13 protein-coding genes, 1 tRNA gene and 1 other RNA gene are annotated in these 17,418 nt (G+C 68.6%); 10 read left to right on the top strand and 5 right to left on the bottom strand.

All coding sequences use genetic code 11. The features are described 5' to 3' along the window. The first annotated feature begins 3 nt into the window (after positions 1-3). The gene (locus FDK12_RS11665; RefSeq protein WP_223263248.1) at positions 4-924 is read left to right on the top strand and encodes a hypothetical protein; all 921 of its coding nucleotides are present in this window, start codon (positions 4-6) and stop codon (positions 922-924) included. Between the two features lie 55 nt (positions 925-979). Here the strand turns inward: FDK12_RS11665 and FDK12_RS11660 are convergent, their stop codons facing one another. After that, entirely contained in the window at positions 980-1,483 is a 504-nt protein-coding gene (locus FDK12_RS11660) for a glutathione peroxidase (RefSeq protein ID WP_137369725.1), read from the bottom strand. 161 nt (positions 1,484-1,644) lie between these two features. Here FDK12_RS11660 and FDK12_RS11655 point away from each other — a divergent pair, with 161 nt between their 5' ends. After that, positions 1,645-2,562, top strand: coding sequence for an oxygenase MpaB family protein (locus FDK12_RS11655; RefSeq protein WP_137369724.1), 918 nt, complete (start codon positions 1,645-1,647; stop codon positions 2,560-2,562). 52 nt (positions 2,563-2,614) lie between these two features. On the opposite strand, the gene FDK12_RS11650 is transcribed toward FDK12_RS11655, so the two are convergent. Then, positions 2,615-2,699: transfer RNA gene (locus FDK12_RS11650), tRNA-Ser, on the bottom strand. 120 nt (positions 2,700-2,819) lie between these two features. On the opposite strand from FDK12_RS11650, the gene ffs reads away from it, so the two are divergent. The 4 genes from ffs (at position 2,820) to recR (ending at position 8,309) form a co-directional block, all read left to right on the top strand. Continuing rightward, an RNA gene (gene ffs, locus FDK12_RS11645) (signal recognition particle sRNA small type) lies at positions 2,820-2,915 on the top strand. Positions 2,916-2,943: 28 nt separating this feature from the next. Further along, on the top strand, positions 2,944-3,897 hold the full coding sequence (gene gluQRS / locus FDK12_RS11640) for a tRNA glutamyl-Q(34) synthetase GluQRS (RefSeq protein ID WP_137369723.1): 954 nt from the start codon (positions 2,944-2,946) through the stop codon (positions 3,895-3,897). After that, positions 3,894-7,526, top strand: a complete 3,633-nt coding sequence (locus FDK12_RS11635) for a DNA polymerase III subunit gamma and tau (protein WP_137369722.1) — start codon at positions 3,894-3,896, stop codon at positions 7,524-7,526. The genes gluQRS and FDK12_RS11635 overlap by 4 nt, the downstream gene beginning before the upstream one ends. A 186-nt stretch (positions 7,527-7,712) precedes the next feature. Then, on the top strand, positions 7,713-8,309 hold the full coding sequence (gene recR / locus FDK12_RS11630) for a recombination mediator RecR (protein ID WP_104117648.1): 597 nt from the start codon (positions 7,713-7,715) through the stop codon (positions 8,307-8,309). 10 nt (positions 8,310-8,319) lie between these two features. On the opposite strand, the gene FDK12_RS11625 is transcribed toward recR, so the two are convergent. Together FDK12_RS11625 and FDK12_RS11620 are read right to left on the bottom strand one after the other, a co-directional pair. Beyond that, a complete protein-coding gene (locus FDK12_RS11625; protein ID WP_137369721.1) occupies positions 8,320-9,468 on the bottom strand; it encodes an ABC transporter permease in 1,149 nt (382 codons plus the stop codon). Next, the gene (locus FDK12_RS11620) at positions 9,465-10,397 is read right to left on the bottom strand and encodes an ABC transporter ATP-binding protein (RefSeq protein ID WP_137369720.1); all 933 of its coding nucleotides are present in this window, start codon (positions 10,395-10,397) and stop codon (positions 9,465-9,467) included. Before FDK12_RS11620 ends, FDK12_RS11625 begins: the two co-directional genes overlap by 4 nt. Positions 10,398-10,627: 230 nt before the next feature. Between FDK12_RS11620 and FDK12_RS11615 the strand changes: the two genes are divergently transcribed. Further along, positions 10,628-11,917 carry an aspartate kinase gene (locus tag FDK12_RS11615; RefSeq protein WP_137369719.1) on the top strand — a complete coding sequence of 430 codons (1,290 nt, stop codon included), beginning with the start codon at positions 10,628-10,630 and terminating at the stop codon, positions 11,915-11,917. A 95-nt stretch (positions 11,918-12,012) separates the two neighbouring features. On the opposite strand, the gene FDK12_RS11610 is transcribed toward FDK12_RS11615, so the two are convergent. Continuing rightward, on the bottom strand, positions 12,013-15,171 hold the full coding sequence (locus FDK12_RS11610; protein ID WP_137369718.1) for a S8 family peptidase: 3,159 nt from the start codon (positions 15,169-15,171) through the stop codon (positions 12,013-12,015). 219 nt (positions 15,172-15,390) lie between these two features. On the opposite strand from FDK12_RS11610, the gene FDK12_RS11605 reads away from it, so the two are divergent. The 3 genes from FDK12_RS11605 (at position 15,391) to purS (ending at position 17,416) form a co-directional block, all read left to right on the top strand. Further along, a complete protein-coding gene (locus FDK12_RS11605) occupies positions 15,391-16,275 on the top strand; it encodes a 3-methyladenine DNA glycosylase (protein WP_137369717.1) in 885 nt (294 codons plus the stop codon). A gap of 97 nt (positions 16,276-16,372) precedes the next feature. Next, positions 16,373-16,981 carry an SSI family serine proteinase inhibitor gene (locus FDK12_RS11600; protein WP_137369716.1) on the top strand — a complete coding sequence of 203 codons (609 nt, stop codon included), beginning with the start codon at positions 16,373-16,375 and terminating at the stop codon, positions 16,979-16,981. Between the two features lie 174 nt (positions 16,982-17,155). Beyond that, positions 17,156-17,416 carry a phosphoribosylformylglycinamidine synthase subunit PurS gene (purS, locus tag FDK12_RS11595; protein WP_104117643.1) on the top strand — a complete coding sequence of 87 codons (261 nt, stop codon included), beginning with the start codon at positions 17,156-17,158 and terminating at the stop codon, positions 17,414-17,416. The last annotated feature ends 2 nt before the right edge of the window (positions 17,417-17,418 follow it).

The following is a 17,418-nucleotide window of genomic DNA, read 5'->3' as shown; positions in this document are numbered from 1 at the left end:
GGCATGCCTTCGGATCCCCCCATCGACCTGTTGCCCGACGCCCCGACTCCTGCCGTTCGCGCCCAGGGGCGCCCCGTGCAGGGTCTCCTGCTCGACGTCGACGGCCCTGTTGCAAGCCCGGTGACCCGGACTGTTCCTCCCAGCATCATCGCCGACCTGCTCAGGCTCGCCGCGGCCGGCTGGCCCGTCGTGTTCAACACGGGCCGCTCGGACGACTTCATCAGGAAGCAGGTCATGGAGCCCATGCTGGCGTCGGGCATCGCGGCCGGCGTCACCTTCCACGCGGTCTGCGAGAAGGGTGCGACGTGGTTCTCGTTCACGGCCGACGGCGCCGGGGAGGTCTTCGTCGACCGCGAGCTCGCTCTGCCGGCCAGTTTCGCCGACGATGTGCGCGACCTCGTGGAGGAGAAGTACTCGCATCTCATGTTCTTCGACGAGACGAAGCGCTCCATGGTCTCGGTCGAGCAGTCACTGAGTGCCACCAACGCCGATTACCTCGAGGGCCAGCGCTCCTTCGACGAGGACGCCCTCGACATCATGCACAGCCATGACATGGGTGCCTGCCGGCTGGACCGTGAAGAACCGGACAGCAACGGTGACATCGAGTACCGGGTGGATCCGACGATCATCTCCACCGACATCGAGTCGATCCGGGTCGGCAAGGACCTCGGCGCCGAGCGTGCCCTGACCCTCGTGGCACCGCTGATGGACATCCCCCGTACGTGGCGGACGGTGGGCGACTCCCGCACCGACTACGCCATGGCGGACTACCTGCACGAGCAGGGGTTCGACGTCGCGCATGTCGATGTCCGGCCTGCGGACGGAGTCCCCGCGAAACCCTACGACGTCATCACCGAGGGCGATCTCGTCCACGAGGAAGCGGGCGCCGCCTTCCTCGCCCGCTGCGTGGCTACCCTGGCCTGAAGGCCGTCAGAGCCGGGTACCTCAGGCGGCGGGCCGCGCCCACCTCAGGCCCACCTCAGGCGGCGGGCCGCGCCAGGGCGTCTTCGACAGCCGCGACGAGCTCAGGGGCGTCCGGCTCCACCGTCGGGGCGAAGCGCCCTACGACCTCGCCGTCGCGGTTCACCAGGAACTTCTCGAAGTTCCACTTGACGAGGCCGGGCAGGATGCCGCTCCGGAAGGTCGTGAGCTGCTGGTACAGCGGGTGCTGGTCCCTTCCCCGCACGTCGCCCTTGGTCAGGAGTGGGAACGTCACGCCGAACGTCGTCGAGCAGAACTCGGCGATCTCGTCGTCATTGCCCGGTTCCTGGCCCATGAACTGGTTGCAGGGCATCCCGAGGACCACCAGTCCCTCCTCGGCGTACTTGCCGTACAGCGCCTCGAGTCCCGCGTACTGCGGCGTGAAACCGCACCGGGACGCGACGTTCACAACGAGTACCGGGCGCCCGCGGAACTCGGCGAACGTCGTCCGGCTGCCGTCGTTCAAGGTGAGGTCGATGCTGTACAAACCGGACGAGGACATGGTTTCTCCCTGGTAGGTGGTGTTGTCCGTGCTTCGTTCCATCGTGCGCGGCGGATGGCGGACAGGAGCAAAAGCAGGCGCGGGTACGTTGGACTGACGCGGCTGCCCCGACCAGGGCCGCACCAACCGGCCGCATGGTCACCGACAGGACGGGTCACCGCATGGGATTGATCGACACGTGGAAAACGCAGCTCCGAACCACCTTCACCGACGGTGATCCCACCATCCCGCAGTGGCAGTTCGAGTTCGAGAAGGGCGACGACGCCGGCTATTTCCCGGTCGGTTCGGCGGTCTGGACCGTCCACAGCTCCATCACGCCGACGGTTGCCGGCATCCGCGCCCTGCTGCTCCAGGCCCTGCATCCCGGTGCGATGGCCGGCGTGCACGCCCACTCGAGCTTCCGGGAAGAACCGCTCGGGCGGCTCGCCAACACGATCCGCTGGATCTTCACGGTCACCTACGGCTCGAAGACCGCCGCCCGGGAAGGGTCCGAATTCGTGCAGCGGCTCCACACCAGGGTCCACGGCACCTACATCGACAGCCGGGGGGACGAACGGAGCTATGCCGCGTCCGACCCCGACCTCATCCGCTGGGTCCACCTGGCCTTCACCGACGCCTTCGTGTCCGCGCACGCCGCCTACGGCGGACCCATCCCTGGAGGGCCGGACCAGTACGTCGCCGAGTGGGCACACGCCGGGCAGCTGATGGGGCTCGAGGACCCGCCACGGTCCGAAGCCGAGCTGCGTTCGCAGCTCGCGGCGTTCGACGACGAGCTGACCATCAGTGATCAGGTACGGGAAGCGCTCCGGTACATCCGCCGTCCGCCGCTACCGCGGTCCCAACGCCTCGGCTACCGGGTCCTGTTCGCCGGAGCGGTGGCGACGCTCGAGCCGAGACACCGGGAGATGCTCGGTCTTCGAGTGCCGTCCCTCGGACCGGTTCCCCTGCCCATCAGGACAACGGTGCGGCTCGTGCTCGGCGTGATCCGGCTGGGGCTCGGCCCGGAAGGTCCGGCCGAGGCGGCCGCGAAGAAGCGCTTACGTCGTCTGAGCGGCGACGCCGACTCGTCCGCGACTTAAGACAGTAGGACCCCGACATGACGTCGGGGTCCTACTGTTTCGAGCAACAAGGCGGAGGATGGGGGATTTGAACCCCCGAGGGCGTTAACCCAACACGCGTTCCAGGCGTGCGCCATAGGCCGCTAGGCGAATCCTCCTCATTTGGAGCAGATACCAGAATACCCATACAAGTGGTTCCTGCCGAATCGCGCCCTCGGGGGGCCTCTCTGAGCACCCGGCCGATTCGGATGCCCCGCAGGCACCTGTGTAGACTATTTCCCGGCCCCTCATGTGGTGTCATCCTGTGAACTCCCCCAGGACCGGAAGGTAGCAAGGGTAAGCGGGCTCTGGCAGGTGCATGGGGGGTCTTCACTTTAAGCGGGTCGCAGGGAGGTTTCGAAGGTGGCAGATCGAGGCGCCGGCCGCTTTGCCCCCAGCCCGACAGGTCAGCTGCATATCGGCAACCTCCGTACCGCCGTCCTCGCGTGGCTCTTCGCCCGTTCGACCGGCCGGCAGTTCGTGATCCGCGTCGAGGACCTGGACCGCGTCCGGGCCGGTGCCGAGGCCGCGCAACTCGCCGAACTGGCCGCACTGGGGCTCACCTCCGACACACCCGTTATCCGCCAGAGCGAACAGGCCGGCCGCTACCAGCGGACACTCGACCACCTGCGGGAGCAGGGACTCGTCTACGAGTGCTTCTGCTCACGCCGGGATGTCGCCGAAGCGGCAAGTGCACCCCATGCCCGGCCCGGTTTCTACCCCGGCACCTGCCGCGCCCTGCCCGAGGAGGAACGCGCCCGTCGTCGTGCCGTGCGGGCCCCCGCGCTCCGGCTGAGGTCCGCCGTCGACCTCTGGCATGCCGAGGACCTCCTTGCGGGTCGCGTCATCGGACCCGTCGACGACCTCGTGCTGCAGCGCAACGACGGCGTCATCGCCTACAACCTCGCCGTGGTGGTCGATGACGCGGCGCAGCACATCGATCAGGTCGTACGCGGGGACGACCTGCTGGAGTCCGCCCCCCGCCAGTCCTACCTCGCCTCACTGCTCGGCCTGCCCGAGCCGGTCTACGCCCATGTACCTCTCGCGGTGAACCGCGGAGGCCGCCGCTTGGCAAAACGGGACGGCGCTGTGACACTGGAGGACCTTGCCCGGCTGGGCCGGGCTCCCGCTGAGGTGCTCGGCGTCATCCTGTCCTCCCTCGATCTCCCCGCGGAGTCGCTCGAGGCGGCGCTCGCAGCCTTCGAGCCCGGTCGGCTGCCTCGGGCACCGTGGGTCGTGGACCCTGCCGACCTGTTCTCCACGCCCGCCGACCCGGCATGCAAACCGTCAGCACCAACCGATAAGGTTCATCCGTGAGTACAGCCCTCTACCGCCGCTACCGTCCCGAGACCTTCGGGGACGTCATCGGCCAGGAGCATGTCACCGAACCCCTGATGGCGGCCATCGACAAGGACCGCATCAATCACGCCTACCTCTTCTCCGGTCCGCGCGGGTGTGGCAAGACCACGTCGGCACGCATCCTCGCCCGCTGCCTCAACTGCGCCCAGGGCCCTACCTCCACGCCCTGCGGAACCTGCGACAGCTGCGTGGAACTCGCGCGCAACGGGTCGGGCAGCCTCGACGTCATCGAGATCGACGCGGCCAGCCACGGAGGCGTCGATGACGCCCGCGATCTCCGCGAGCGCGCAACCTTCGCGCCGGTCCGCGACCGGTTCAAGATCTTCATCATCGACGAGGCGCACATGGTCACCTCGGCAGGCTTCAACGCACTGCTGAAGATCGTCGAGGAGCCGCCTGAGCACATCCTCTTCATCTTCGCGACCACCGAGCCCGACAAGGTGATCGGCACCATCCGCTCGCGCACGCACCACTACCCGTTCCGGCTGGTTCCGCCGGAGCCCCTCATGGCGTACCTCGAACTGCTCTGCCACCAGGAGAACGTCCCCGTCGCACCCGGCGTGCTCTCGCTCGTGATCCGCGCCGGCGGCGGATCGGTCCGCGACTCCCTCTCCGTGCTCGACCAGCTGATGGCCGGCGCGGGTGAGAGCGGCCTCGACTACGAGCTCGCGGTGTCCCTCCTCGGCTATACGCACGCGACACTCCTCGACGACGTCGTCGACTCCGTGGCAGCTGGTGACGCCGCGACGGTCTTCAACGCTGTGGACCGGGTCATCCAGACCGGACACGATCCGCGCCGGTTCGTCGAGGACCTGCTCGAGCGCTTCCGGGACCTGATCGTCATCAATGCCGTGCCCGAGGGCGCGGCATCCATTCTGCGCGGTGTCCCGGACGACCAGCTCAACCGCATGCGCACGCAGGCGAACCAGCTCGGCGCGGGCGAGCTGTCCCGCGCCGCCGACGTCACCAACACCGCCCTCACCGAGATGACGGGAGCCACGTCGCCGCGCCTGCACCTCGAACTGCTGTGTGCCCGGCTGCTCCTCCCGGCCGCGGATGCCACCGCCCGAGGCACTCTCGCCCGGGTCGACCGCATCGAGCGACGCCTCGAATACGCCGGCGGAACGCCCGCCGTGGAAGCCGCGGAAGCGGATGAAGTACCGAAGGCGCCGGCACGACCGCGGCTCGACGTTCCTCGAACGGCGGAGGAAGCGGCCGCTCGCTGGTCCCTTCCCGCCGCCGATCCGTCGGCCCCCGCCGTTCCCGCTGCCGCTCCAGGTGCACACTCACCCGCGGTCCCCGCTGCAGCACGGGCGCAGCAGCCGACGTCGGCTCCCGCCACGGCGGATTCGTCCCCTGATTGGGGCGGCAGCTGGGGCGTCTCCACGAACTCGGCCTTCTCCGATCCTGAATCCCCGAGCCGCCCCGCGGAGCAGGGCTCGAAGCAGCCGGGTGGGCAGCCGAGCGCGCAGCCGACCGGGCAACCGAGCGGGCCGACCGGGCAGGCGACCGGTCAACCGACCGCGCAGCCGACCGCGCAGCCGACCGCGCAGCCGACCGCGCAGCCGACCGGGCGCGTGGAAGAGGCCGGGCCGACGGTCTCACCGATGTCGCCTCCGGAAGGCCAGACTGCGCCGGAGTCCGATCGCGAGCCCCGCATCCAGATCCCCGCCGGCACCACCGACCGGGCGCAGGCCCCCCAGCCCCGAGGGGTCGAGCCCGCCCAGCCTCCCGCCTCTTCTCACGTCGGACTCCAAGCGCCACAGCCCCCTGCCGGCCATGAGCTCCAGCCGTCGTCCGAGCAGGATCGGCAGGCCGCGCAGGGGCCCCGGCGGACCGATGCCCCCTCGGGACAGCCTGCCGCTTCCGGCGGCAACGTCGAGATGGTTCGGCGGGCCTGGCCCGAGATCCTGGACGAGGTCGCCCGGATCAAGCGCGCCACCTGGCTCATCGTCAACGTCACCGCGAAGCCGCGTTCCTTCGAGGGCAACCAGCTGGTGCTGGCCTTCGCGAACCAGGGCAATGCGATCGGTTTCCAGCGCGGGCCCCACATGGACAACCTCAAGCAGGCCATCCACAAGGTCCTCGGTCTCACCTGCTCGATCGAGGCGGTCTACGACGCCGGTGGGTCGGGTGAGTCGGGCCCAAAAGTACCAGGGGGGCAGGCGGCCCCGGGCAGTAACCCGGGTCCTGTTTCTCCGGCTGCGTCAGCCGGCCGCGGCTCTCCTCCGCCGTCGAGCGGTAGCACGCGTCCAGCGGCAGTGGCAGGTGCGCCCGGCTCGGCTGATGCAGCCCTAGCCACCCCCACCCGCCCGGGCTCCGCGCTCTCCGCCACCGGCAATGCGTCCGCAGCGCCCCGCCCCGGACAGCGGGACGGCGCTGCCGTGGCAGCGGATGTGCATCGCGACGGTGCCGCGCGCCCGTCGGCGGAAGCGGACGGGCCACGGCCTACTGGTTCGCCGGCCCGGTCCAGCTCCGACGGGCCGACCGCCGCCGGGCGACTCGCTGCGGAACGACCCTCCGGGGAACAACCCTCCGCGGCACCGCGCAGCGCACCAGGCCAGGCCTTTCCGCCGCCAGTGGACAGCCCGGGCGGGCGACCCTCCGCGGCACCGCCGGGTGCAGCAGCCCAGGCGGTTGTGGCGTCAGGCGGTAGCCCTGCAGTCGTCGGTCCGCAGGAGCCTGCTTCGACGACCCGCCGGGACACGACCGCCCGACCCGACGCCACCGATTCGACGACTCCCGAAACCGTCAGCGCCTGGGATCCGTCCATGTCCGATGACTCCTGGGCGCTCGTCGAACCCCCCGAGGAGGCTTTCGATCCCGGTCCCGGGTGGGGTTCCGTGCCGGAGGACCCCTTCGAGAGTCGGCCGTCAGGGCAGCGGGGCACACAGGCGGCGCGTCCGGCGAGTGCTCCTGCCCGGACCGGCGCCACGACGGCGACGAGTTCATCGCACTCCAGGTCCCATGCGTCAGCACCGGCCGCACCGGCACCCGACCAGCACCGGCCCACCGAGCGCAGCACTCCCACCCCGTCGCAGGCACAGGCACCCGCCCCGCAGCCCTCACGCTCGGTGATATGGAGGCCGCCGGCGTCCGCTGCACCCACTGCACCCACTGCACCCACTGCACCCAACGGCGAGGTGGCAGCCATCTCACCGACCGCCGCGCCGCGGGTAGACGCCCGTCCCTCGACGCCGCCGCCGGGACACAGCGAGCGCACGGCCCCGACGCGCCCCACCGCCACCGTTGAACAGCCGACTCCCCCGGCGCCCGCCTCCTCGCCGACCAGCAGTGGTCCGCCGTCGGTCCGATCCAGCGGTGGCGGAGCCCTGGACCGCCCGGCAGCCGCCGACAATGTCCGCCAGAAGCCGGTGAGCCGCTACCAGCAGTTGCTCGACGAGGCCGAGCGCAAGCGCGCCGAGGAAGCCGCCGCCGCGCGGGGTGCTGTCGATCTCCGCTTCGTCGAGGACGAGCCGAGCGCCGACGATGAGACCATCGAGGAGTCGGGACTCGTCGGGCGGACGGCCATCGAGCGGATCCTCAACGGACGCCTCGTCGAGGAACGCGGCGTCGACGGGCAGTAGCAGCCGGGCGGAGGCATCGCCCGTTCACCTCGACCGCTGAGGGCGAAACAGCCGCGCCAAGGGACCCTGCGCCGTCGTGCAGGGCGGACAATAGGAAGACCGCTCCTCGCCGACCACGCCGGGAAGCACGAACAGGCCGCCGATAGCTCGAATGCCTGCACCACCACCCGCAGATAAGGAATCACCGTGTACGAAGGCGCAGTGCAGGAGCTGATCGATGAGCTCGGACGCCTGCCAGGGGTGGGGCCGAAGTCGGCCCAACGTCTCGCGTTCCACATCCTCGAGGCCGACTCGGAGGACATGGCCCGTCTCGTCACGGCGATCACCACGGTGAAGGAACGGGTCAAGTTCTGCAGCATCTGCGGCAATGTCGCCGAGCAGGAGCAGTGCGCCATCTGCCGCGACCCCCGTCGCGACCCCACCATGATCTGCGTCGTCGAGGAATCCAAGGACGTGATCGCCGTCGAGCGCACCCGGTCCTTCCGCGGCAGGTACCACGTCCTCGGTGGAGCGATCAACCCGATTGCCGGCATCGGCCCGGACCAGCTCCGCATCCGGGAACTGCTCGCACGGCTCTCGGACGAGCAGATCCAGGAGATCATCATCGCCACCGACCCGAACCTCGAGGGTGAGGCGACTGCGACCTACCTGGTGCGCATGCTCAAGACGATCGGAATACCGGTGACCCGGCTTGCGTCGGGACTACCCGTGGGCGGGGACCTCGAATACGCCGACGAAGTCACCCTCGGCCGCGCTTTCGAGGGCCGCCGCGCGATGTCCTGACAGCCCTGCCTCAGGCGATGCGCGTACCCTGTGCGAGCCGTCTCGCGGGCATCGTGAGTTTGCGTCGGGCGAGCAGCAGGAGCCCGGCCGCGAGCGCCACCTGGATGCCCAGGCCGAGGGGCCAGATCGGCGTTCCCTGAGGTAGCGGCCGGAGTGCCTGCTGGGACTCCTCGCAGGTCTGCTCGAAGTCCGGCCCGGCCTGGGCGGACCTCACCCCCTGGCTGATGGTCTCCATGACCCCCGGGGTGTAGTAGGGGCCGTCGGTCAGGTAAGCCGCCTGCGGCGAGCCCGACGCAGGCTCGTCCGGCAGCCCTTCCGTGCTGTACGGAACGGCATCGGCCACCACCACGAAGGGGTTCGCCGCGAGTATCCAGGTGATGTACTCCGTCCGGGGCACCTCGCTCTCGTAGGTGTGCGTCAGGCACTCCAGTTCCGCACCCTCCTCGGGCACGCCCATGCTGTCGAAGCTGCCTTCCGGATAGGAGTAGGACGAGACCGTCATGATGTGCCTCTCCATCACCAGCATGGTGCTGAGCCCGAAGACGATCAGGGTGCCGATGGCCAGGAGCGCCACGAGCATGTACGTGCTGACGATCGAGAAGAGCGGACGGTTCGCGAGGGCGGAGATGCCGACCCCGAGCGCGCAGACCACGGCGAGTTCCAGGGCCAGCATCAGGAGTGAGACGAGAGCTTCCCGCGCGCTGACTCCACCGAGGGCCAGCGCCCAGAAGATGAAAGGGCTGCTCACGATGAGGAAGGCGAGGGAACCCACCCATGACGCGAGCCATTTGCCCATGAGCAACTGTCCAGGTGTCAACAGGGTCACCTGCAGGATGGCGAGCGTGCCGCCCGCGCGGTCGCCGTTGACGGCGTTCGCCGAGAGTCCGGGTGAGACGAGGAGCCCGAAGAACAGGACGAATCCGACGATCAGGTCGAAGAGTATGCCGCCCTCGTTGTCCGTGGTGCCGAGAAGCCCAGTCGCCAGGACGAAGATGAAGGCGATGACGACGAACCAGGTACCGAGCATCCAGTACCAGCCCTTGCCGCGCAGCCGCTGCTTCATCTCGAGGGCGAAGACGGTCCGGACGGCGGTCAGGAATCGCAGCTCGGTCGCCCGCCGGACCGGCTGTGGCATCGAGGGTTCGGTGAGGGTGCTCATAGTCGGTCCGTATCCAGGCTCATGTAGGTCTCTTCCAACGCGCCCCCTGCGGGTGCGAAGGCGGTGACGACGACGTCGCTCATCACCAGGGTGCGCAGCAGCCAGGAGGCTTCCGCGGTACTGCCGAGTTGCACGAGGAACTCCTCACGCCGCGAGTCGCCCCGCGTCTCGAAACGGACCCCATAGCTCCGGAGGGCCTCGGCGAGTGCGGACATGGGCTGGGCCTGAACGTAGTAGCGGCGTGCTTGGCTCCCGGCTTCGTCGAGCGTCTGGCTCTTGACGGACTGCCCGCGATTCACGAACACCGCGCGGTCGGCGATCTCGTCGAGCTCGGACAGGACATGGCTGGACACGACGACGGTCTTGCCCTGCGCGGCCAGGGACCGCAGGAGCGTCCGCAGTTCGACGCGCGATCCGGGGTCGAGGCCTGATGCCGGCTCATCGAGGAGCAGGACCTGCGGATCGTGGATGAGGGCCCGCGCGAGGCTGAGCCGCTGCTGCTGGCCCCTCGAGAGCACGCGCGCCGGCTGCCGGCCGAATTCGGTCAGGCGTACCGTCAGCAGCAGTTCGTCGGCCCTTCGTGAGCAGTCCGCAGGGCTCAGGCCGTAGAGTGCGCCGAGGGTCCGCAGCACCTCCAGTGCCGTGAGGGAATCCCAGACCCCCAGGGTGTCCGGCATCCAGCCGACCCTGCTCCTCACCTCCGCCGGTTGCGTGGCAGGATCGAAACCGGCGACACGTACCGTACCGAGATCCGGCGCCAACAGGCTTGCCATGATCAGCATCAGGGTCGTCTTGCCGGAGCCGTTCGGACCGATCAGTGCGGTCACTTCTCCGGGCGGGGCCTCGAAATCGATATCGCGGATCGCCTGCACGGAGCCGAAGCTGCGCGCTACCCCCTCGACAACGATTCCCCCAAATTCGTTGGTCATGGTAAGAGGGTATGCGACGGTGATCCGTTCAGGCGGCAGGAGGCCGACGACACCGCCCGCCTGTTCCGTTCTCATTTGGACCCAGACTTTGGGCGGCCGATTGCGCCGCCGCTACACTTGCACGGGCGCAGGATCACGGTCCACGCCCCCAGGCGCCGACGCTGCCGCCTTCGAAGACATTGACAGCACGGCGGACCAGTCGCCGTCGACCTTCACCAGTGAGCGAGTGCATGAGCCTCATAGTCCAGAAATTCGGCGGGTCGTCGGTTGCCGACGCCGAGGGGATCAAGCGCGTGGCGCGTCGCGTGGTCGACACGCACGACGCCGGGCACCACGTGGTGGTCGTCGTCTCCGCCATGGGTGACAGCACGGACGAGCTGCTCGACCTCGCCGGTCAGGTGAGCCCCGCGTCCTCGGACGCGCGCGAGATGGACATGCTCCTGAGCGCCGGCGAGCGTATCTCGATGGCCCTCCTCGCCATGGCGATCCATGGCATCGGGGCGTCGGCGCAGTCCTTCACAGGCAGCCAGGCGGGCATGATCACGGACGCCATCCACGGCAAGGCCCGCATCATCGACGTCTCCCCGCACCGCATCCGGACTGCCATCGAGAAGGGCGACATCGCGATCGTCGCCGGGTTCCAGGGCATGAGCCGCGAGAGCAACGACATCACGACGCTCGGCCGGGGAGGCTCCGACACCACCGCCGTCGCGCTCGCGGCTGCCCTCGATGCCGACGTCTGCGAGATCTACACGGACGTCGACGGCGTCTACACCGCCGATCCGCGCGTCGTGTCGTCCGCCCAGAAGATCGACACCATCTCGAGCGAGGAGATGCTGGAGATGGCTGCCTCCGGGGCGAAGATCCTGCACCTGCGCTGCGTGGAGTACGCGCGCCGCTTCGGGGTCCCCCTGCACGTCCGCTCCTCGTTCAGCCACAACGAAGGCACCTGGGTACTGCCCAGCCCCGATGACCAGATCAAGATTCAAGAGGGAGAACCCTTGGAACAGCCCATCATCTCCGGCGTCGCGCACGACCGTTCGGAAGCGAAGGTCACCGTCGTCGGCGTGCCGGACATCCCCGGCAAGGCTGCGGAGATCTTCGGCATCGTCGCGGGTGCCAACACGAACATCGACATGATCGTCCAGAACGTCTCGACGCACGGATCGGGCCGGACGGACATCTCCTTCACCCTGCCGATCGTGGACGGCGCCGAGGCGCTCGCCGCGCTCCGCGAGGCGCAGGACCGCGTGGGCTTCGAGGCGGTCGAGTACAACGAGAAGATCGGCAAGCTCTCGCTCATTGGTGCCGGCATGCGCTCGAATCCCGGTGTCTCCTACCGCTTCTTCCGTGCCCTGTCCGACGCCGGGGTGAACATCGACATGATCTCGACGTCGGAGATCCGCATCTCCGTGGTGACAGGAGCGGATCTGCTTGACACCGCGGTGCGTGCGGTGCACGCCGCGTTCGAGCTCGACGGCGACACCACCGCGACGGTCTACGCAGGCACGGGCCGCTAGCGCGACACCGGCGCGTCAGCGCCGAAGACACCCAGGACGGCGAGAAGGCCGGTGGATCGATGATCCACCGGCCTTCTCGTATGTGCAGTCGGGTGCTACTGGTTACCTGTCGGCGTGGTCGATTCGCGCGGATCAGCCATCAGCTTGTCCGCCGGGTCGGTGGCAGGAAGCTGGGCCGTGGCCTCGCCCTCCCCGTCGACGACGACGCTCACGTAGGTCACGGTCGAGGATCCTGCATAGGACACGCGTCCCACGTAGGAGCCCGGGGTGAGCCCGGTCCAGCTGAGGGTGACCGCGCCCGTGCTGCCGTTGGCCAGGGTCAGCGGGTTCGGGGCCAGCGTCGCGTTGTTCTCGTTGCCGCCAAGGATGACGGCGTCGATGGATCCCGTCGTCGGCCTGTTCCCAGGGCTTCCATAGAGGTTGGCGATGATGCGGTACGCGCCTGGCTGGGGGTCCTCGATCGTGATCGTCTCACTCGCGTCGGCGGTGGCCACCTCGGTGACGGTGCCGGCCGGAGTGATGATGAACATGTCGAAGTCGGCATCCGGGTCGTCCGAGAGGACGGAGAACTTCGCGACCGGCGCGCCTTCGGGGACGGTGACGTCCTTGACAGCGTTCGAGGCGTCGTTACCGTTGACCAATCTGCCGGGTACCAGGCTCAGTGCCGAGGTATCGGCCTTGGACAGGCCTTCGAGCGTCATCTGGATCGGGGTGTTGGTCCCCGAGGTGACGTCGAAGCTACCGCTGCCGTTAGGACCGGCCGAGTTGAAGGCGACCTCCGCCGGGGCATTCACGGCCTGCGGACGAATGGCCACCGGCGACGTGACGTTCTTGCCCTGGCCGGACCAGGTCAGCGAGCCGGAAGCGAACGAGCCGAAGGGCGCGCTCTGGTTCTCGAACGAGACCTTGAAGGTGCGGGTCTCGCCCCCGGCACTGAAGTTGAGGATCGACGGCGTGACCGTCACCTTCACTCCGGGCACGTTCGCGGTTGCGCGGTACACGCCCGGCGTCATGGCGGTCACCGTGCGGGTGACCTCCGTGCGCCCGGTCAGGTTCCCGAGGGCGAAGGACGGGACGTTGGTGTCCTTCGCGGCCACGGGTTCGATGCCCGGGATGCCGAGCTCGACGCCCGTGCCCTCGATGAAGCGCAGGTAGTCGTCCTCGTTCTGGTCGTAGACGAGTCCGGGGCTGAGGACCGTGGCCGGGTTGATGTGGCCCGCGCCCACGGCGAGGACGTCCGTCTCGACGCCACCGCTCGCGGTCTTCAGCGGGTAGGCGGTGGTCATCATCGCGGATTTGACGGTAGCCGGCGACCACAGGGGGTTTTTGCCGAGCACGAGCGCTCCGAGGCCCGCGACGTGCGGTGACGCCATGGACGTGCCGGAGAGGAAGCCGAACTGCGCGCCGTTCGAGCCGACCGTGGAGACGCCCGCGAGGACGGCGACACCGGGAGCGGTGATGTCCGGCTTGAGCAGATCGGAGTCGGTGGCGAGCAGAGGGCCGCGCGAGGAGAAGCCCGCGACCTGCGGAGCAGGAGGCAGCGGCTTGCCGGTGGTGTCGGTGGCCTTGAGGGCGACGGTGAGTGACGGGTTGGCCGCGACCTTGGCCTTGAGCTCGAGGGCCTCGGGCGCATTGACGTGCACCGTGGGAACGGCGTGCTGGTCGGGGTCCGACGAGGAGTCGTTGAGGTTCACGAGGATCATGCCGACACCTCCGCCGCGGGCGACCTCGGCACTCTTGGCCGTACGGTCGACGACGCCGCGGTCGCACACCACGATCTTGCCGGTGACCTTCGCGGGATCCAGGGTGCCGGGACCGCAGAGGTTGGGGCTCGCGGCACCGGCAGCTGCAGCATTCACAGCGAGTACGACCGGGCTGGCTGCGACGCCGGCGCGCATGATCGACGCGCCGCGGTACTTGGTGCCGTCGGAGAATTCAGCCGTGCCCTGCAGCTCGTAGCTGAAGGTGCTTGCGGCCACCGTCGTCATCCAGGGGCCGCCGTGGTTCACGGTGCTGGGCGTGGGCCCGGAATTGCCAGCAGAGGCTGCAACGAAGATCCCGGCGGAGGTCGCCGAGAGGAAGGCGAGGGACACGGCATCGGTCGTCGTCGTCGTGCTGCCCGAGATCGAGTAGTTGAGGACGTCGACGCCGTCGAGGATGGCCTTGTTGATGGCATCGACGGCTGCGGACGAGTAGCAGCCCCCCGTCTGCGGATCATTGTCCTCCCAGCACGTCTTGTACACGGAGATCTTCGCTTCGGGAGCAACACCGGAGGAGACGCCGAAGTTCCGGCCGTCCACGGTCTGGGTCACGCCCGCGTTGCCGGCTGCGGTGCTCGCGGTGTGTGTGCCGTGGTTGTCGATGTCGACGGGGGAGATGACCTCGTGCGGTGCGCGGTCGGCCTCCGGGACCGTCTCGAGGAAGGCATCGGCGAAGTACTGGGCAGAGAGTACCTTCGAGTTGCACAGGGAGCCGTCGAAGTCCTCGCCCACCTGGCACTCGCCCGTGAAGGTGCTGCCGTCGGCCTTGAGCATGGCGATCCTGCCATCGGCATCGAGGTAGGGCTCGCCCACCTTCGGCTTCGCGTTGCCCTTCAGCGGCTTGACGGGCTTGCCTGCGAAGAAGGGGTTGTCCGGCGCGTAGCCGGTGTCGATGACACCGACGACGGTCCCCTTGCCGGCGTTCTTCTCGCCGCCGAACTGTGTCTTCCAGGCTCCCTTGCCGCCGTTCAGGCCCAGGAAGTCGATGCTCGAGTAGTCGGGGGCGTTCTCGACGTCCGGCGAGACGAGCAGGACGTCGTCGCTCTTGGCGAGCTCGACGGCCTGGTCGGCGCTGAGGTCGGCAGCGAAACCGTTGATCGCGGCCGTGTAGGTGCGCTTGATCTCGACGTCCTTCTCGGCCGCGATCTCCTGCTGCTTCGTCTCGAGGAACTCCGAATACTGCTGCACGTTCTCGGCGTCGGCATCGAGTTTCTCCCCCGCTTCGGGCTTCGTGGGCGCGATGCCGTCGACGCCGCCGTCGTAGGTCGCCAGCGGCTTGTCGGCCAGTACGACGATGTACTTGCCGTCCGGGTACTGAGCGGGGTCCAGTTCCTTGGTCGGCGCCTTGATGGGTGCGACCGAAGCGGGACCGGGCGCTGCGAAGGCAGCGGGTGCCACGGCCGTCGATGTGACCAGCAGCGGCAGACCCAGAACGATAGCCGCGGCGGCGCGTAGGGTGCTACGCCCCTGCCCGGCATTTCTCCGTTGTGTCATAGGAAGGTAGTGCCTCTCGTGAAAGTACGGGCCGGCCAAGGCCGTTCCCCCGATGCCGTGGTCTCCTGGATAGGACCCCCCACCTGTGAGAACGCTCACAGACGCCACGGCGAGCACAAACTTACCCGGGGCAACACTCTGCCCACTGTCCGACGCGGCCGTTCCCTTCACAATTCGCACCGAGTATTTACCAAAAGGGGTCTGGGTGATAATGGGACGATGCATGCACCTCTCCTGGAAAGCCTCCGCGAGACGGAGTGGCAGGACCGCGAGCGGCAGCACCGGACACGCGTGGCGCGCTTCGCCCAGCCCTACCTGGACCGCCGGTCCCGTGGCGCAGTGCATCCCGTGGAGGACTTCCTCTTCACCTACTACAACCAGAAGCCCGGACAACTCCTCCGCTGGCACCCAGGGGCCGGCGTCGTGCTGCAGGGACCGGCGGCGGCAGGCCGCTCCGACTGGAAGTACTACACAGCCCACGACGACGGCGTCCGCGTGGACGCCCGCCGTTTCGTCGGGGAACGCCACGAGTCGGTCGACTTCGCGCGGATCATCCTCGCGCGGACCGCCGCACGACCGGCGCAGTTCGGCTGCTTCGGCCTCCACGAGTGGGCGATGGCCTACCGCTCCGCGGTCAACGGCGTGCGTCACGAGTACCTCGAGCTGCGCCTGGGCGCAGCCGGAACGGACGATGTCGTCGAGGCGTCCCGCATCCGCTGCACCCACTTCGACGCCTTCCGCTTCTACACGCCGCAGGCCGTGCCCCTGAACGAGCACGTACCGACGCGGGAGACACAGCGGGACCTCGAGCAGCCGGGTTGCCTGCACGCCAACATGGACCTGTACAAGCGGGCCTACAAGCTCACTCCCCTGCTGCCGAGCGAGATTGTCATGGACTGCTTCGAGTTGTCCTGGCGCATCCGGACCATGGACATGAGGGCCTCCCCCTACGACCTGTCCGGCTGGGGTTACACGCCGATCGCGATCGAGACGAGTGAGGGCAAGGCGGAGTACGTCCGCCTCCAGCGCGGTTTCGCCGAGGAGTCGCAGGTACTCCGGGGACGGCTCCTCGAGCACCTCGAGCGGGCAGTCGGGACACCGTGACGACGGCGGAGCGCCTTCCTGCGGGACGCTCCGCCGTCCTTCTTCGTTGAACTTCCGCCAGCGGTTACGCTGGGAAGCCACTCGAAGGGGGACCACCATGACCATCAGCGAACTGCTGTCGCCGACCCGGCGAGGGCCTGCGATGGCCCGGTTCCTGCTTCCGCTCGCCGCCCTGTCACTCGTCCTGTCGGCATGCGCCCAGGGCGGTCCGGCAGCCGAACCGATCGACCAGGAGACCGCCGTGCAGTCCTCAGCCCCCGAGCCTTCGACCACCCCGCTCCCGACGGCGGCGGGCACGTCTGCGTCGTCCCCGACGGCGTCCACGGAACCGTCCGGGACGGCCGAGGTGCCGCCGGCTGCCGCCGGCACCACGGCCATGCTGACCATCTCGATCAGCCAGGATCCGGCCGCTGAGCCCGTGCAGTACGTGCTCGAGTGCGTCGACGGCGCACCGGGACCGGCGTCGACCCTTCCCAATGCGGAGGCCGCCTGCGCCGCGCTCGCCCGGCTCGGCACGAAGTTCTTCACGGCGCGCCCTTCCAAGGACGCGATCTGCACCCAGCAATACGGTGGCCCGCAGACCGCCAGCATCACGGGTGAGCTCGACGGCACATCGGTCCTCGCCTCCTTCGCGCTCACCGATGGCTGCGAGATCTCCAGGTGGGACAAGGTGCGGGACATCCTGGGCTCGCCGGGCGGCCAGTAGGACTCGAAGGGCCGTCAGCGCCGGACGAAGCTGCCGGTAATCCCCGGTAGACTTGAAGGGCAAGCTCGCGGAGCGCCAGTGTCAACCCAGATGCGGCGTGAGACGGCACTTCCGGGCTACTGCATTTAATGCTGGAATGCCCAGCACTTGCCGCTCACGCACAGGAGTTGCCGGATGCCCCGGATTGTTGTCGACGTCATGCCCAAGCCCGAGATCCTCGACCCGCAGGGTAAGGCGATCGCCGGAGCCCTTCCCCGGATCGGTCTCACCGGTTTCGCCAGTGTCCGGCAGGGCAAGCGGTTCGAACTGACGGTGGACGGCGTCGTCACCGACGAGGTGCTCGAACAGGCCCGCCACGCCGCCACCACGCTGCTGTCCAACCCGGTCATCGAGGACGTCACGCGCGTGGAGGTTCTCGAGGAGGACGCCCAGTGACC

It is taken from the genome of Arthrobacter sp. NamB2 (genome assembly GCF_005281365.1).
Classification (GTDB): domain Bacteria; phylum Actinomycetota; class Actinomycetes; order Actinomycetales; family Micrococcaceae; genus Arthrobacter_D.
Note: the sequence above shows the minus strand (reverse complement) of the source record. Positions and strands in the feature narration are given on the sequence as shown.

What these genes read in the sequence shown, in the direction of transcription:
- FDK12_RS11665 (WP_223263248.1), top strand. Translation starts at nt 4, where the DNA reads ATGCCTTCGGATCCCCCCATCGACCTGTTGCCCGACGCCCCGACTCCT.
- FDK12_RS11660 (WP_137369725.1), bottom strand. Translation starts at nt 1,483, where the DNA reads ATGTCCTCGTCCGGTTTGTACAGCATCGACCTCACCTTGAACGACGGC.
- FDK12_RS11655 (WP_137369724.1), top strand. Translation starts at nt 1,645, where the DNA reads ATGGGATTGATCGACACGTGGAAAACGCAGCTCCGAACCACCTTCACC.
- FDK12_RS11625 (WP_137369721.1), bottom strand. Translation starts at nt 9,468, where the DNA reads ATGAGCACCCTCACCGAACCCTCGATGCCACAGCCGGTCCGGCGGGCG.
- FDK12_RS11620 (WP_137369720.1), bottom strand. Translation starts at nt 10,397, where the DNA reads ATGACCAACGAATTTGGGGGAATCGTTGTCGAGGGGGTAGCGCGCAGC.
- FDK12_RS11615 (WP_137369719.1), top strand. Translation starts at nt 10,628, where the DNA reads ATGAGCCTCATAGTCCAGAAATTCGGCGGGTCGTCGGTTGCCGACGCC.
- FDK12_RS11610 (WP_137369718.1), bottom strand. Translation starts at nt 15,171, where the DNA reads ATGACACAACGGAGAAATGCCGGGCAGGGGCGTAGCACCCTACGCGCC.
- FDK12_RS11605 (WP_137369717.1), top strand. Translation starts at nt 15,391, where the DNA reads ATGCATGCACCTCTCCTGGAAAGCCTCCGCGAGACGGAGTGGCAGGAC.
- FDK12_RS11600 (WP_137369716.1), top strand. Translation starts at nt 16,373, where the DNA reads ATGACCATCAGCGAACTGCTGTCGCCGACCCGGCGAGGGCCTGCGATG.
- purS (WP_104117643.1), top strand. Translation starts at nt 17,156, where the DNA reads ATGCCCCGGATTGTTGTCGACGTCATGCCCAAGCCCGAGATCCTCGAC.